We start from the raw sequence: 14,837 nt of genomic DNA, 5'->3' as shown, positions 1-14,837 counted from the left end.
GCCGGCGCATGGATATACTGGGCAGCGCCGGTCATGCGTCCTCCTTGCCCTTGGATGGCAGCGTCGCGCGCAGGCTGTCCAGCGACAGGAAGTAGCCGTCGGCGCCGATGCGTGTCAGCGCCTGGCCCTTGGTTTCGCGCTGCTTGCGTTCCTTGACCAGCGGCGGGCAGGCGTGATCGTCGTAGTACATGATCATGCAGTCCAGGCACAGCATGCATTCCATCTGGTCGATCTTGCCTTCGCTGTCGATGGCGTGCGAGCCGCAGCCGGCGGCGCAGGCGTGGCAGGTGGTGCATTCGGCCTTGCGCTTCAGGCCGAACAGGCGGAACTTGCCGGGCAGCGCCAGGCCGGCGCCCATCGGGCACAGGTATTTGCAGTACGGGCGCTCGCTGAACATCGACAGGCCCAGGATGGCGCCAATGAACAGCCAGAACGGCCAGGTACGGTTCCACACGCCGACCAGGAAGGTGGTCTTGAACGGTTCGATTTCCGCCAGGTGCTCGGCCGTCTCCATCGAGAACAGCGAGACGCCGATCAGCCCGAAGAAGATGGCGTACTTCAGCCAGCGCAGCTTGTCGTGCAGCTTCTTCGGCAGCAGCTTCTGGAAGCGTTTCAGGCCGATCGCCGAGCCGATTTTCAGCATCAGGTGTTGCAGCGAACCGAACGGGCACAGCCAGCCGCAGAACAGGCCGCGTCCCCAGATCAGCACAGTAATGATGATGAACCACCAGAACAGGAAGATGAACGGATCGGACAGGAACAGCTCCCAGCGCCACTGGTTGATCAGCGAATGCAGCCACGTCATGATCTGTGTGATGCTCGGCTGCGCCTTCAGGTAGAAGCCAATGAAGCCGGCGCTGATGATCCACAACACCAGCCGTGGCCAGCTGATCAGGGGCTTGTGCTTGCGGTTGGACGCGCGTACAAGCCGGTCGCGCTGCGAATACAGCACGGCAGTGCACAGCAGCGTCAGCACGAAGAAGCTGATTTGCGGAATACGGTCCAGCCAGATGTTCTGCCACGCCGGACGCGCCGTCACCACCTTTGGATGACCGCCTTCCAGATAGCGCGCCGGCAGCCAGTATGGCTGGTCGTAGTGGGCGAAGGTCTTGGCGCCCTTGGCGTCCAGCTTGTTGACCAGCAGCGTCAGCGTCCACGGCCAGGCCGGATTGAAATGCTTGGAGCGGACGATGAAGATGCCGGACTCGCGGTAATCCGGCGCATCGCGCGGTTGCAGGTGGTACAGGTTCAGGTAGTCGGTGTCGCGGAAGGTATAGGTTTCCGGCTCCTGGCGCACCTGGATGCGGTCGTAGATACCGCCGCGCACAAAGCCCGAGCCTTTGAACGAGGTCTGGCCGCTGGCGATGACGAAGATCGCGTGTTCATCGGGCTTGAGGTCGCGCATCAGGCGCTGGTAGTTGTCCTCGCCCAGAAGGCTGTTGCCCAGTGTCGGCGTGTTGAGATAGCCGAAATACAGGTCGATGTACTCGCCGCGTGCGCTGTCGGCGCCGACTTCGCGGGCTGAAATCTTCAGGCGGCCGACCGAGCCTTCGTCGGCCAGCTTTGCCCAGTTGAGGCGCTCGTCGAGCGGCGTGAAATGTGCCGGCGGCCGTGCTGCGGTGCTGAAGATACCGACCTGGCGGCCGATCTCATAGGCACTGCGGGAAATCACCTGGTTCTCGGCGATCGCCGTCACGGTGGCGCCGCTGATCGCGTCCAGGCCAACGCTGCCGTCACCGCCACGGCCGATTTCCAGCTTGGCGTCGCCGCGCAGGCCGACATATTGGTCGATGAACTTTAGCAGCGCCGATTCCGGTATGCCGGCCAGCAGGATGGGCTCGGAATGCTTGATGACGCGCACACCGGTGATGATGCCCTTGGTGTCCATGCCGATCAGCGTGATCACCGGCTTGCCGGAGTAGGCTGGAATGTCCACCACGTCGGTGGACAGAAAGACGTAGCCGACTACCTTGCCGTCAGCGTCCAGCGCCTGCACGTATTGCGGCGAACCCATGCGCCTGGAAAAGCGCTGTGCCGTCGGCATCACATCGGCGCACGCGGCATGCGCGCACAGATCGGGACCGTGCAGCAGTTCAGGTGACAGTTCGGCGTCGTAGATGGTGGCGCCGGCCAGTGGCGCCGTCAGCACGGCCAGCAGCATTGCCAGCCACGCCAACAGATTTTTTTGAATAAACGTCATGAGAATGCGCCCTGTCGGCTGGCGTACCAGCCGGCAGGGACTTACTTTGCAACTAAGCTAAAACTCAGGCTTCAACCAGGAAACGGCTACGCATTTCCAGGTGCAGGGCGTGGCAGAAGTGCGTGCAATACATCCAGAACGCACCTGCGTGGTCGGCCTTGAAGGTGACCGATTTGGTTTCCTGCGGATTGACGATGAAGTTGATGTTGTAGGTCGGGATGGCGCAACCGTGCGTCAGGTCTTCCACCTTGTCGTAGTTGGTCAGCGTGATGGTGACCTCGTCGCCTTTCTTGACCTTGATCACCGGCATGCTGTACGCCGGTGCCTGCGACATCAGGCGCACGTGTACCTTGTTGCCCTTGCGCTCGATGCCGGCAGTTTCCGGCGTGACGGCGTTCGGGAAGTCGGTCATGTTGTAGATCTGGCGCGTTTTCACCACGTCGCGGCGGACGATGATGCCGTCGTGCGGTTCCGAGTAGGCGGTGTGATCGGCCACCAGCGTCATGTTGGCGCCGCTGATGTCGATCAGCTGTTCGGTTTCCGGATGCAGCGGGCCGACCGGCAGGAAGCGGTCCTTGGAGAACTTGTTGCCCGAGTTCAGGTATTTGCCGTCCGCCTGCGTGGTTTCGCCCATCGACGAGTAGTTGTGGCCAGGCTGGTAGTGCACGTCGAATTTCTCCAGCACCACCTTGGCGTTCTTGTCGCCCTTGAACTGGGCGATGGCGGCGTCGACATTCCACTTCACTGCCTGGCTGTCGAGGAACAGCGAGGTGTAGGCGTTGCCTTTGCCGTCAAAGGCGGTGTGCAGCGGGCCCAGGCCGATTTCCGGTTCCGCGACCACGGTGTCGCGTGGATCTTTGACGCTGCCGTCGAACCATTGCAGCACTTTGCTCAATTCGATCACGGTGGCGGTTGGCGACAGCTTGCCCGAGCAAACGAAGTATTTGCCGTCCGGGCTGGCGTTGACGCCGTGCGGGTTCTTGCCGACCGGGACGTACAGCGAGATGGCGGTTTTCGGATCTGCGTTGGCGGCTTTGCGGCCGTCGACCACCGGCACTTTCGAGCTACCGATGGTGGTGAACTTGCCGGCCTTGACCAGCGCTTCAACGCGCTCGATGTGCAAGAAGACGCAAGCGTCGCGCTCGGCGGCCATCATGCCGTTCAGGTCGGCGGCGTTTTCCACGTTGTACTGGTTGCAGGCGGCCAGCTTGCCGTCGTACGAGGTGGCGCACAAGTCCATATTGCCGTCGACGCGCACCTGCCACATCACTTCCATGGTCTCGGCGCTGACGCAGCTGAACAGTGCACCCCACTTGGTCGGGTCTTCCAGGTCGCGGCCGTCGTTCGGCAGTGGGATGTGGAATTCGGCGCCACAGAACACGCGGGTGGTGTAGTCGATCTTCGGATCGACCGGGTCGCGCTTGTCCGGGAAGATGCCGTGGAAGCCGGCCACGTTGGGCAGCTCGGTGATCTTGTCGGTTTCCATCGTATCCATGCGGATGCGGGCCACGCGCGAGTGCAGCTTGTCGTTGATGAACAGCCAGCGGCCGTCATAAGTGCCGTTCTTGTAGCTGCCGTGCACGTGGTGGGTGTCGCCGGTGGTGTACTTCAACGAACCATCTGGCCTGGTACCCATGATGGCTTTGGATTCGTTGGTGATGCCCCAGCCGACCATGCAGTCGATGTTGAACACAGGGATGCGCTTCAGTTCGCGGCCGGACGGCAAGCCCAGCACGCGCGCTTCGCCGGAGTGGCCGGAGCTGATGAAGGCATAGTAATCGTCCAGCTGGCCTGGCGCGACTTCGCCGCCCTTGTGGGCGCCTGGTGCGGCGGCGGCCTTGCCGCCAGCGGCTGCTTCCTCTTTGCAGCCGGCCAGGCCCAGCGTGACGCCGGCAAGGCCCAATGCTGCGCTCTTGCCCAGGAAGCCGCGGCGTGTTGACGGCGTTTCGTTGGTGGTATCCATCTTCTTGCTGTCCATCTCTCGTTCTCCATCGTTGCGAATTTATTCAACACGCATTCTGGATGCATCTTTTCGAAAAAAAATTGATGTGGATCAAGCAATTCAGGACAGGCCTGCGGCGCATGCCGCAGACTTGATCTAGATGAGGTTTACTGGCGCCACCTTGAACATGGTGGCGTCGATGGTGAAGGAGTCGTCGGCTTCCACTGCGAAGTAGTGGCGTGTTTCCTCCGGTGCGTTGCGCAGCAGGCTGCGGATGGCGGTGACGCGATCCGCTGGCGTGCGCATGCGCGCGGTCCATTCATCGAATTTCATTTGCAGTTTCCAGCTGTGGCCAGGTTCGCTGGCGAAACCAGCGTCGGCCAACATCTGCGTCCATTCCGACGGGCGGTAATCGCGCACGTGCGAGCCGTCGCGCAGCAGTTCGACTGCTTGCAGTGTGGTGTCGTGCAGCGGTACTTCCGGCGCAGTGATGTCGATGACGACGAATGCGCCGTTTGGCTTCAGTACGCGCCTGACTTCGCGCAGCGCGGCCGGCACGTCCAGCCAGTGGTGGGCGGAGAAGCGCGTGACCACCATGCAGAATGACGAGTCGATGAACGGCAGCGCGGCGACGTTACCCTGCTGCGTGCCGAGGTTGTGATGGCCGCGTTCGTGCGCGGCGTCGGCCACCACCTCCAGCATCTGCGGCGACAGGTCGTAGGCGGTGACGGATTCCGCCACCGGCGCCACCGCGAAACTGGCGTGGCCGGCGCCGCAGCCGAGGTCCAGCACTACCGGACGCTTGGGCAGGCTGGCGGCGATGTCGCGCAGCTGTGCCAGGTCGGCGCCTTGTGCATGGACGGTGCTGGTGAGATAGGCGCTGGCGGTATTGCCGAACTGCTGGGCGACAAGGGCTGGCTGTTGCATGAGGTTTTCTCCAAAAGATGGTTGAGTCAGTGCAGAATAGGAGGGTTTTTATCCTGTAACAAGACAAGGTTTTATCCTGGTATAAGGCACTACTATGCAAAACAAGCTTGGCGAATTCATCCGTGCTCATCGCGAGCGCACCACGCCGGTCAGCGTCGGGCTGCCAGCCGGCGGGCGGCGGCGCACGCCCGGCTTGCGGCGCGAGGAGCTGGCGCAGCTTTGCGATGTCAGCCCGACCTGGCTGACGTGGCTGGAGCAGGGCAGGGAAGTGGCGCCGTCCGGCAAGCTGCTGGCGCGCATCGCCGAGGTGCTGCAATTGAGCGCGGCCGAGCGCACCTACCTGTTCAGCCTGGCGGAGCGGCTGGAGCCGCAGCATGATGACGAAGCGGCCGATGCCAGCGAGCCGCTGGGCGAGATCGTCGCGGCAATCGACGGCCCGGCCTACATCCTCGACCGCCAGTGGGATGCGCTGGCGTGGAACGAACACGCTGCCGCCCTGTTCGGCGGCTGGCTTGATGTGGAAGAGGCTGAACCTGCGCAACCCAACCTGTTGCGCTTCATGTTCCGCAATCCCGCCGCCCGTGGCCTGATCATCGGCTGGGAAGACCGCGCGCGCCGGCTGGTGGCGGAATTCCGCGCCGACATCGGCAAGCACGCCAGCGATCCATCGCTGGCCGCGCTGATCGCCGAACTGTCGCAGGGCAGCGAAGAGTTCCGTGCACTGTGGACCTCGCACGACGTGGTCCACCGCGAAGGCGGCCTGCGCCGCTTCCTGCACCCGCGCGCTGGCGAACTTGGTTTCAACCAGATCACCCTGCACCTCGCCAGGCGCCACGACTTGAAGCTGGTGATGCTGCTACCTGCTTGATACGGTTTGATGTAGCGCAGACCTGCGAAGGTTAAACGCGCTAGGATTGATCATTGCCCTTTACGAGGGAGGGATGATGGATACCGAGCAACGAGTGGAAAAACTGGAGTCGTTTGCTGACGACACCCGGCAACGGCTGGTGCGCATCGAGGAACAGTTAAAAAATACGGCCTCGAAGGAAGATATCGCCAACCTGCGCGGCGAAATGCATCAGATGGAAACCCGTATCCTGAAGTGGTTTGTTGGCACCGGGTTTGCCATGACGAGTGTCATGGCTACCGTTTCCGTCGCGGCGGCAAAGCTGATCAACTAGGTGCGGCTTGCTATAATGGCAGCGACGGCGCGCAATGCGCTGTCCTGGCTCCGGGCGTCGCCACAATGACGTCTTGTTGGCTCGCCCCGGGCCTGTCGTCAGGGAGCTTCCTCTGTCCTCTCGTCAAGAAAATCTGCACAGCATCTATGCGATGCTGACTGCTGTTGCCATGTTCTCCTTCATGGATACCACCATGAAGCTGTTGTCCGCCCACTATCCCGCCATGCAGGTGACGGCGCTGCGTTCGCTCAGCTCGCTGCCGCTGCTGTGCGGCTACGTGCTGTATCGCCGTGCGTTCAAGGGCATCTTGCGCGTGCGCTGGCCGATGCATTTGTTCCGCGCCGCGCTCGGCATCGCCATGCTGACCACGTTTGCCTTTGGTCTGAAGTCGCTGTCGCTGGCGGAGGCGTATTCGATCTTCTTCATCGCGCCTGCGCTGATTACCGCGCTGTCGGTGTGGGTGCTGAAAGAGCATGTAGTCGCCGGACAGTGGGTGGCCATCGGTGTCGGCCTGCTGGGCGTGATTGTGGTGCTGCGTCCCGAAGGCACCGGCTTCCTGTCGATGGGCGGGCTGGCGGTGCTGGCGGCCGCCGCCTGCTATGCGGTGTCGGCCATCAGCGCGCGCGTGCTGGCGCGCACCGATAGCACCGAGTCGATGATGTTCTGGCTGCTGACCTTGATGTCGATCGGTTCGGTGACGCTGGCGTGGAAGATCTGGGTGCCGGTGCGCGCCGAGCACGGCTGGATTTTGCTGGCGCTGGCCCTGTCCGGCTTCTTCGGCCAGTTGGCGATCACCAAGGCCTTCAGCACCGGCAAGGCGTCGATTGTGGCGCCGTTCGAGTACACGGCGCTGGCCTGGGGCGTGGCGATCGACTGGTTGTTGTGGCAGACGCTGCCGGATGGCTACACCTTGCTGGGCGCCGGTATCATCATCGCCAGCGGCATCTACCTGGTGCGGCGCGAAGCGGTTCATGTTGAAGCCGAGCACCCTTAATCACAGTTCGCTATAATCGCCTGATGTTAAAACAACGCACTATCAAAGAACTGGTCCGCACCACGGGTGTCGGCCTGCACTCCGGCACCAAGGTCGAGCTGACCCTGCGCCCGGCCGCGCCGGATACCGGCATCGTGTTCCGCCGCGTCGACTTGTCGCCGATGGTCGAGTTTCCGTCCAGCGCGATGGCGGTGGGGGATACCCGTATGGCCTCGGTGCTGGTCAAGGATGGCGCCCGCGTGTCGACCGTCGAGCATCTGATGTCGGCCTGCGCCGGCCTGGGCATTGACAATCTGTATATCGAAGTCAGCGCCGAGGAAATTCCGATCATGGACGGCTCGGCCTCGTCTTTCGTGTTTTTATTGCAACAGGCGGGCGTGCTGGAGCAGCCAGCGGCCAAGAAGTTCATCCGTGTGCTGAAGCCGGTGGAAATCCGCGAAGGCACGGGCGACAAGGAAAAATGGGCGCGCCTGCTGCCGCACGACGGCTTCAAGCTGGATTTCTTCATCGAATTCAACCACCCGGCGGTGGACGGCACGCAGCAGCGCGCGCAGGTGGATTTCGGCGACGTCTCCTATGTGCACGACGTGGCGCGCGCGCGGACTTTCGGTTTCATGCAGGATGTCGAGATGTTGCGCGGCATCGGCCTGGCGCGCGGCGGCTCGCTGGAAAACGCCATCGTCATGGACGAGTACCGCATCCTGAATTCGGATGGGCTGCGCTATGAAGACGAATTCGTGCGCCACAAGATCCTCGACGCGATCGGCGACCTGTACCTGGTCGGCCACCCGCTGCTGGCCAGCTACGAGGCGCACAAGTCCGGCCACGCGCTGAACAACCAGCTGCTGCTGGAACTGCTCAAACATCCGGATGCCTATGAAATCGTCACATTCGAGGACCAGGACGTGGCGCCGCAGTCCTATGTGCGCCAGATGGCGCGTGAGTGGGCGCTAACTTAAGCTAGCCGCCGCCGGCGCGGCGCCGGGCTACCATGGCCCTGACGGCGTCGATCAGCGCGCTGTTCTGCGGGCTGGCCTCCAACGAGGCGCCCAGCTGGTCGAAGGCATCCACCGCCGCTGGCGGCAATTCCAGCGCGCGCATCTTTTCCTTGATTTCGGCCGCCTTGGTCATTTGCACCTTGATGCGCACGCCAGTCACCTGCCAGCCGCGTCGCGCCAATGTATCTTGTAATTTTGGCAGCTGCTGCTTCAGCTTGGCCGCCAGCGCGGTGGTCGGCAGCGACAGCAGCAACTGGCCGTCCTCGAACGACAGGATCTCGGCGTGCTTGAACATGGCTGGCAGGCAATCGGCGCAATCCTTTTGCAGGCGCGCCATGCGCTCGACGGCCGGCAGCAGGGCAGCCATTTTGTCGTGGCGGCGCAGGAAATCGGTGGCGCCCACGGCGGTCACGCGCTTGAGCGAGATGTTTGAGGAGTTGAATCGCATGCGGCGAAACATATCACAGCGCCCAAAAATCGTCACCACCGGTTAAAATTGCTTGATTTTGTGACATTGTTCACCTTTGGGCTATTGTTATATAGGCTAATAACCCAATCTGGCACCGGACGCGTGATAAAATCACCGTCTTTTGCCACAGTCCAACTCCGTGCAGCAAGGCGCAGGGCTTTTTTTAACGGCGTTTTTACAAGAATTCAAGCATGTCTTTTCTGACCAAGATTTTCGGCAGCCGCAACCAGCGCCTGCTCAAGCAATACCAAAAAACGGTACGCGAGATCAATGCGCTCGAACCGGCCATGGAAAAACTGTCGGACGCCGAGCTGCAAGCCAAGACGCCCGCCTTCAAGGAGCGTATCGCCGCTGGCGAGACACTTGACCAGATCCTGCCGGAAGCCTTCGCGGTGTGCCGCGAAGCATCCAAGCGCGTGATGAAAATGCGTCACTTCGACGTGCAGATGATCGGCGGCATGGTGCTGCACTACGGCAAAATCGCTGAAATGGGCACCGGCGAGGGCAAGACGCTGACCGCCACCCTGCCAGCCTACCTGAACGCACTGTCCGGCAAGGGCGTGCACATCGTCACCGTCAATGATTACCTGGCGCAGCGCGATGCGGAAACCATGTCCAAGCTGTACAGCTGGCTGGGCCTGAGCACCGGCATCAACCTGTCGCAGATGGAGCACGCCACCAAGCAGGCGGCGTATGCTTCCGACATCACCTACGGCACCAACAACGAATTCGGCTTCGACTACCTGCGCGACAACATGGTGTTCGACGCCAAGGACCGCGTGCAGCGCGTGCTGAACTTCGGCATCGTCGATGAAGTTGACTCGATCCTGATCGACGAAGCGCGTACGCCGCTGATCATTTCCGGCCAGGCCGAGAATCACACCGACCTGTACTACAAGATCAACGAACTGCCGCCGCTGCTGACGCTGCAAGTTGGCGAAGAAACCGCCGACGGCAAGGGCAAGATCGAAGTGCCCGGCGATTACACCAAGGACGAAAAAGCCCACCAGGTGCTGCTGACCGAAGCCGGTCATGAAAAAGCCGAAGCCATCCTGACCCAGATGGGCCTGTTGGCGGAAGGCGCCTCGCTGTACGACTCGGCCAACATCACGCTGGTGCACCACCTGTACGCGGCGCTGCGCGCGCACGCGCTATACTTCAAGGATCAGCACTACGTGGTGCAGAACAATGAAGTGGTGATCGTCGATGAATTCACCGGCCGCCTGATGACCGGCCGCCGCTGGTCCGACGGCCTGCACCAGGCAGTCGAAGCGAAAGAAGGCGTGAAGATCCAGAACGAGAACCAGACGCTGGCCTCGATCACCTTCCAGAACTACTTCCGCATGTACTCCAAGCTGGCCGGCATGACCGGTACGGCCGATACCGAAGCCTACGAATTCCAGGAAATCTATGGCCTGGAAACCGTGGTGGTGCCGCCTAACCGTCCATCGGCGCGTAAAGACCGCCAGGATCAGGTGTACAAATCGGCGCAGGAGAAGTACAACGCCATGATGCTGGAAATCCGCGAATGCTACGAACGCGGCCAGCCAGTGCTGGTGGGTACCACCTCGATTGAGAACTCCGAGCTGCTGTCGAGCATCCTGACCAAGGCCAATCTGCCGCACAATGTGCTGAACGCGAAACAGCACGCCCGCGAAGCGGAAATCATCGCCCAGGCAGGTTCGCCGAAAGCCATCACCATCGCCACCAACATGGCCGGCCGTGGTACCGACATCGTGTTGGGCGGTAACGTTGAAAAACAAATCCAGTTCATCGAAGCCAATCCGGATCTGAGCGACGCCGACAAGGCCGCACAAGCCCAGGCGTTGCGCGACGGCTGGCAAGCGCTGCACGAACAAGTGGTGGCTGCGGGCGGCCTGCACATCGTTGGCACCGAACGCCACGAATCGCGCCGGGTCGACAACCAGCTGCGTGGCCGCGCCGCCCGTCAGGGTGACCCGGGCATGTCGCGCTTCTTCCTGTCGCTGGACGATCCGTTGCTGCGCATCTTCGCCGGCGACCGCGTGCGCGCCGTCATGGACCGCCTGAAGATGCCGGAAGGCGAGCCGATCGAAGCGGGCATCGTCTCGCGCTCGATCGAAACCGCGCAGCGCAAGGTTGAGGCGCGCAACTTCGACATCCGCAAGCAGCTGCTGGAATACGACGACGTCGCCAACGACCAGCGTAAAGTCATCTACCAGCAGCGTAACGAGTTGCTGGAAGCGACCGATATTTCGGAACTGATCCAGTCGCTGCGCCACGGCGCCTTCACCGACCTGGTGCGCGAATACGTGCCGGCGGAATCGGTCGAAGAGCAGTGGAACCTGAAAGGCCTGGAAGCCGCGCTGTCGGCAGAATGGCAGATCGAGGTGCCGCTGACCAAGATGATTCAGGACGAGCCCAATCTGACCGACGAGGAAATCGTCGAGCGCGTGATTGCCGCAGCCGATGCGCTGTACCAGTCGAAGATCGAGATCGTCGGCAAGGAATCGTTCGGCGGCTTCGAACGCAACGTCATGCTGCAATCGGTGGACTCGCACTGGCGCGAACACCTGGCGGCGCTGGATCACCTGCGTCAGGGTATCCACCTGCGCGGCTATGCGCAGAAGAATCCGAAGCAGGAATACAAGCGCGAAGCGTTCGAGCTGTTCGGCCAGATGCTGGACATGATCAAGAACGAAGTCGTGAAACTGATCATGACCGTGCGCATCCAGTCGCGTGAAGAGATCGATGCGGCGGAAGCGGCGATGCAGCAGTCGCACGTGGAAAACGTCAGCTACCAGCACGCCGACTTCAACCCGAACGCGGCGCCGGAAGAGCTGCTGGCGCCACCGCAATTCAGCGGCCTGCCGCCGGAACTGCAGAACCTGTCCGGCGAGCAACTGATGGAGCTGGGCCTGAAGGTCGGCCGTAATGATCCGTGCCCATGCGGCAGCGGCAAAAAGTACAAGGCTTGCCACGGCAAGCTGGCGTAACGAAGCAGTCTGGTAGACAATGAACCTGTAAAGTTGCAAGACTTTACGGGTTTTTTTACGTCGATCACGGAGGCACGGCATGCAGCAGAGTCTGGACGCGGATATCGCCACCATTGCGAAGATCAGCGCTGTGCCGACGATACTGGAGGCGGTGGCCGAGCTGACCGGGCTGGGCTTTGTCGGCATCGCCCGGGTAACGCCAAGTTCCTGGCACTTGTGCGCGATGCTGGATAAGTTGAACTACGGCATGTCTGTTGGCAGCGAGCTGGAGCTCAAGACCACGCTGTGCGAGGAAGTGCAGCACACCGGCTGCGCGGTCATCATCGACTCGGTGCAGGACAGCGAACAATACCGCGACCATCATACGCCGCGCCGGTACGGCTTCCAGAGCTATTTCTCGATCGCGCTGTACCGTCCCAGCGGCGAGTATTTCGGCTCGCTGTTCGGCTTCGATCCACACAAGGCCGAGCTGACGCGTGAAGCGACGCGCAAGACGCTGATGCTGTTTGCGGAACTGATCAGCCGCCAGCTGGCCAACGAGGTGGTGCTGGACGAAGCGCAGGCCGCGCTCAGTGACGAAATGAAGACCGCCAGGCTGCGCGAGCAATTCATCGCCATGCTGGGGCACGACATCCGCACGCCGCTGAGCACCATCATGAATGGCACCGAAATCCTGCGCTACCGCGCGCCGGCGTCGCTGACGCCGCTGCTGGACATGATGCATCGTAGCAGCCACCGGATTGCCGCGCTGGTCGACGACGTCACCGATTTCGCGCGCGGGCGCATGGGCGGCGGCATCTCGCTGAATTTGCGCCATGAGCAGAATCTGGAAGCATCGCTGCAGCAGGCGATCGATGAGTTGCGCAGCGTGTATCCGCAACGGCAAATCGTCGCCGCGTTGCCGGCCGGGATTGTGTTGCGATGCGACGCCGCGCGGATGGCGCAGTTGCTGTCCAATCTGCTGAAGAACGCCATCATCCATGGCAGTCCGTCAACGCCGGTGGAGGTCAGGGTGCGGCAAGTGGACGATATCTTCGAGCTCTCGGTGACAAATAGCGGACCGGCGATTCCGGCCGACATCCAGGCGCAGCTGTTCAAGCCGTTCTGGCAGTCCGAGCAGACGGATTCCGGGCAAGGACTGGGGCTGGGTTTGTTCATCGCATCGGAAATCGCCGTCTCGCATGGCGGCGTGCTGGAAGTGGTGTCCAGCGACAACACCACGACATTTACCTATCGTTCTCCAAACAAAAAGGGATAAGCAATGCGCAGTCGTTGGCCGGTTTTTGCAGCATGCGTGATGATGGTGTCGCAGGTCTGGGCGCAGGCGGACTGGGAGGCAGGCGCGCGCCAGACCGACGATGCCTATTGGGCCGCCTACAACCGGGCCGATGCCGACAAGATGAATTCTTTTTTGGCCGATGATGTCGAGTTTTATCACGACCGTGGCGGCGCGCTGATCGGCAAGAAAGCGCTGGCTGCCGTCAACGATGAAATGAAATCGGACGGCGACAAGCTGCGCCGCGAAGCGCTGCCGGGTAGCGTGCATTTCTTCCCGATGCGCAAGGATGACGTCATCTATGGCGCGCTGGTCAGCGGTGAGCACCAGTTCTTTGTGATACCGAAAGATAAGCCGGCGTTCGCCGTCGGCCGCGCCTACTTCACGCAGCTGATGGTGCTGAAGGACGGCGCGTGGAAGGTGTCGCGCATCTTCAGCTACGAACACGTCGACGCGCCGGAGAAATAGGCGGTTATGCCGCCAAAGCGTAGCTGGCGTCGTTGGCGCAGGCTTGCGGCTGGATGTCGGTGAGCAGCCGCACCACCGCTGGCGTATCCAGGCCGTGCAAGGCGGCATGGAAGCGGCGCACCAGGTCGCGGTTCAGCTTTTCCTCGGGCGCCGGCTCATGATGTTCGCGCAAGCGGCGGCGTGCGCGGGATACATGCTGGCGTGCGGTTGCTTCCTTTGCACCGAGGATTGCCGCGATGTCGGCATGGGCGCATTCAAACACATCATGCAGCACCAGGGCCAGCCGTTCGGCGGGCGACAAGGCCAGCAGGCGGGCCAGCGCTTCGGCGAGTTCCGCTCGCAGCAGTAGCGTGGATTCCGGTGGCGCGGGATCTGCTTCGGCTGCCAGCTCGGTCGCCGCATGTGCCGCCTGCATATCCCGCGTGCGCTTGCGCAGGCGGTCAATCGAGTGATGCTGGACGATGGTGGTCAGCCACGCGGCTGGCGTGACCAGCGTTTGTTGCTCGGCGCCATGCCACTTCAGGAAACAATCCTGCACCACATCCTCGGCTTCCGCTTCGCAGCCGATGATGCGCAAACTGATCGCCTTCAGGCGCGGGCGTAGCTGCTCGAACAGCGTACCGTCGGTATCGACAGGTGGCATGGCAAATCTCCTCAAAGGACTGGTTCCCACCTGACGCTGGACGGCGGCCGGATGTGACACGGCGGCGGAATATTTTTTTCCTGTCACGGATGGTGCGGCGCGGAGCGTCATAGGCGTACTTTACCGCGAAAGGAGCATCATGAACGCCTTGGTCCCCACCGTCATCGAACAAACGTCGCGCGGCGAGCGCGCTTTCGACATTTATTCGCGCCTGCTGAAGGAGCGGGTGATTTTCCTGGTTGGCGAGGTGACCGAGCAGTCGGCCAACCTGATCGTCGCACAGCTGCTGTTTCTCGAATCGGATCAGCCGGATAAAGACATTTCCTTGTACATCAACTCACCCGGCGGATCGGTATATGCCGGCATGGCGATTTACGACACCATGCAATTCATCCAGCCGGATGTCTCCACGCTGTGCACCGGCTTTGCCGCCAGCATGGGATCGATCCTGCTGGCGGCGGGCGCCGCCGGCAAGCGCTACGCGCTGCCGAACGCCCGCATCATGATCCACCAGCCGCATGGCGGCTCGAAAGGCGTCGCCGCCGACATCGAAATCCAGGCGCGCGAAATGCTGTATCAGCGCCACCGCCTCAACACCATCCTCGCCGAGCGCACCGGCAAGCTGCTGGCCCACATCGAAAAAGACTCCGACCGCGACAACTTCATGTCCGCCGACGAAGCCGCCCAATACGGCCTGATCGACAAAGTCCTGCAAAACCGGGGTCAGTTCTGCCAATAGTACATGAGCTCGTGTACGTTTGGCA

General features: G+C 61.8%; 13 protein-coding genes. 8 read left to right on the top strand and 5 right to left on the bottom strand.

The window, feature by feature from the left end; translation table 11 throughout:
• Nucleotides 1-31 precede the first annotated feature (31 nt).
• From BLS51_RS18845 to BLS51_RS18835, 3 genes are all read right to left on the bottom strand, one after another.
• Nucleotides 32-2,200 (bottom strand): NosR/NirI family protein, encoded by a 2,169-nt coding sequence (locus BLS51_RS18845; protein WP_090186348.1) that lies wholly within the window; start codon nucleotides 2,198-2,200, stop codon nucleotides 32-34.
• A gap of 64 nt (nucleotides 2,201-2,264) precedes the next feature.
• Complete coding sequence (gene nosZ / locus BLS51_RS18840) at nucleotides 2,265-4,178, bottom strand: TAT-dependent nitrous-oxide reductase (RefSeq protein ID WP_090186344.1); 1,914 nt, start codon at nucleotides 4,176-4,178, stop codon at nucleotides 2,265-2,267.
• A 120-nt stretch (nucleotides 4,179-4,298) separates the two neighbouring features.
• Nucleotides 4,299-5,069 (bottom strand): class I SAM-dependent methyltransferase, encoded by a 771-nt coding sequence (locus BLS51_RS18835; protein ID WP_090186339.1) that lies wholly within the window; start codon nucleotides 5,067-5,069, stop codon nucleotides 4,299-4,301.
• 94 nt (nucleotides 5,070-5,163) lie between these two features.
• Between BLS51_RS18835 and BLS51_RS18830 the strand changes: the two genes are divergently transcribed.
• From BLS51_RS18830 to lpxC, 4 genes are all read left to right on the top strand, one after another.
• Entirely contained in the window at nucleotides 5,164-5,937 is a 774-nt protein-coding gene (locus BLS51_RS18830) for a helix-turn-helix transcriptional regulator (protein WP_090186335.1), read from the top strand.
• A 73-nt stretch (nucleotides 5,938-6,010) separates the two neighbouring features.
• Nucleotides 6,011-6,250, top strand: a complete 240-nt coding sequence (locus tag BLS51_RS18825; RefSeq protein WP_090186331.1) for a hypothetical protein — start codon at nucleotides 6,011-6,013, stop codon at nucleotides 6,248-6,250.
• Nucleotides 6,251-6,401: 151 nt separating this feature from the next.
• The gene (locus BLS51_RS18820; protein ID WP_090186326.1) at nucleotides 6,402-7,244 is read left to right on the top strand and encodes a DMT family transporter; all 843 of its coding nucleotides are present in this window, start codon (nucleotides 6,402-6,404) and stop codon (nucleotides 7,242-7,244) included.
• A 23-nt stretch (nucleotides 7,245-7,267) separates the two neighbouring features.
• Nucleotides 7,268-8,203, top strand: coding sequence for a UDP-3-O-acyl-N-acetylglucosamine deacetylase (gene lpxC, locus BLS51_RS18815; RefSeq protein WP_090186322.1), 936 nt, complete (start codon nucleotides 7,268-7,270; stop codon nucleotides 8,201-8,203).
• Between the two features lies 1 nt (nucleotide 8,204).
• Here the strand turns inward: lpxC and BLS51_RS18810 are convergent, their stop codons facing one another.
• A complete protein-coding gene (locus BLS51_RS18810; RefSeq protein ID WP_229207643.1) occupies nucleotides 8,205-8,690 on the bottom strand; it encodes a DciA family protein in 486 nt (161 codons plus the stop codon).
• Between the two features lie 212 nt (nucleotides 8,691-8,902).
• Between BLS51_RS18810 and secA the strand changes: the two genes are divergently transcribed.
• From secA to BLS51_RS18795, 3 genes are all read left to right on the top strand, one after another.
• Nucleotides 8,903-11,686: a preprotein translocase subunit SecA gene (secA, locus tag BLS51_RS18805; protein ID WP_090186313.1), complete on the top strand. Its 2,784-nt coding sequence runs from the start codon at nucleotides 8,903-8,905 to the stop codon at nucleotides 11,684-11,686.
• A 79-nt stretch (nucleotides 11,687-11,765) separates the two neighbouring features.
• Nucleotides 11,766-12,944, top strand: a complete 1,179-nt coding sequence (locus tag BLS51_RS18800) for a sensor histidine kinase (protein ID WP_090186310.1) — start codon at nucleotides 11,766-11,768, stop codon at nucleotides 12,942-12,944.
• Between the two features lie 3 nt (nucleotides 12,945-12,947).
• On the top strand, nucleotides 12,948-13,430 hold the full coding sequence (locus BLS51_RS18795; RefSeq protein WP_090186307.1) for a nuclear transport factor 2 family protein: 483 nt from the start codon (nucleotides 12,948-12,950) through the stop codon (nucleotides 13,428-13,430).
• Between the two features lie 4 nt (nucleotides 13,431-13,434).
• On the opposite strand, the gene BLS51_RS18790 is transcribed toward BLS51_RS18795, so the two are convergent.
• Nucleotides 13,435-14,073 carry a sigma-70 family RNA polymerase sigma factor gene (locus BLS51_RS18790; RefSeq protein ID WP_175472627.1) on the bottom strand — a complete coding sequence of 213 codons (639 nt, stop codon included), beginning with the start codon at nucleotides 14,071-14,073 and terminating at the stop codon, nucleotides 13,435-13,437.
• 139 nt (nucleotides 14,074-14,212) lie between these two features.
• Here BLS51_RS18790 and clpP point away from each other — a divergent pair, with 139 nt between their 5' ends.
• The gene (clpP, locus tag BLS51_RS18785; RefSeq protein WP_090186298.1) at nucleotides 14,213-14,812 is read left to right on the top strand and encodes an ATP-dependent Clp endopeptidase proteolytic subunit ClpP; all 600 of its coding nucleotides are present in this window, start codon (nucleotides 14,213-14,215) and stop codon (nucleotides 14,810-14,812) included.
• Nucleotides 14,813-14,837 lie beyond the last annotated feature (25 nt).

Source organism: Duganella sp. OV510 (assembly GCF_900100205.1).
Classification (GTDB): domain Bacteria; phylum Pseudomonadota; class Gammaproteobacteria; order Burkholderiales; family Burkholderiaceae_D; genus Rugamonas.
Note: the sequence above shows the minus strand (reverse complement) of the source record. Positions and strands in the feature narration are given on the sequence as shown.

Excerpts from the sequence above, each read along its gene's own strand:
- BLS51_RS18845 (WP_090186348.1), bottom strand. The coding sequence starts at position 2,200 with ATGACGTTTATTCAAAAAAATCTGTTGGCGTGGCTGGCAATGCTGCTG.
- nosZ (WP_090186344.1), bottom strand. The coding sequence starts at position 4,178 with ATGGACAGCAAGAAGATGGATACCACCAACGAAACGCCGTCAACACGC.
- BLS51_RS18835 (WP_090186339.1), bottom strand. The coding sequence starts at position 5,069 with ATGCAACAGCCAGCCCTTGTCGCCCAGCAGTTCGGCAATACCGCCAGC.
- BLS51_RS18830 (WP_090186335.1), top strand. The coding sequence starts at position 5,164 with ATGCAAAACAAGCTTGGCGAATTCATCCGTGCTCATCGCGAGCGCACC.
- BLS51_RS18825 (WP_090186331.1), top strand. The coding sequence starts at position 6,011 with ATGATGGATACCGAGCAACGAGTGGAAAAACTGGAGTCGTTTGCTGAC.
- BLS51_RS18820 (WP_090186326.1), top strand. The coding sequence starts at position 6,402 with ATGCTGACTGCTGTTGCCATGTTCTCCTTCATGGATACCACCATGAAG.
- lpxC (WP_090186322.1), top strand. The coding sequence starts at position 7,268 with ATGTTAAAACAACGCACTATCAAAGAACTGGTCCGCACCACGGGTGTC.
- BLS51_RS18810 (WP_229207643.1), bottom strand. The coding sequence starts at position 8,690 with ATGCGATTCAACTCCTCAAACATCTCGCTCAAGCGCGTGACCGCCGTG.
- secA (WP_090186313.1), top strand. The coding sequence starts at position 8,903 with ATGTCTTTTCTGACCAAGATTTTCGGCAGCCGCAACCAGCGCCTGCTC.
- BLS51_RS18800 (WP_090186310.1), top strand. The coding sequence starts at position 11,766 with ATGCAGCAGAGTCTGGACGCGGATATCGCCACCATTGCGAAGATCAGC.
- BLS51_RS18795 (WP_090186307.1), top strand. The coding sequence starts at position 12,948 with ATGCGCAGTCGTTGGCCGGTTTTTGCAGCATGCGTGATGATGGTGTCG.
- BLS51_RS18790 (WP_175472627.1), bottom strand. The coding sequence starts at position 14,073 with ATGCCACCTGTCGATACCGACGGTACGCTGTTCGAGCAGCTACGCCCG.
- clpP (WP_090186298.1), top strand. The coding sequence starts at position 14,213 with ATGAACGCCTTGGTCCCCACCGTCATCGAACAAACGTCGCGCGGCGAG.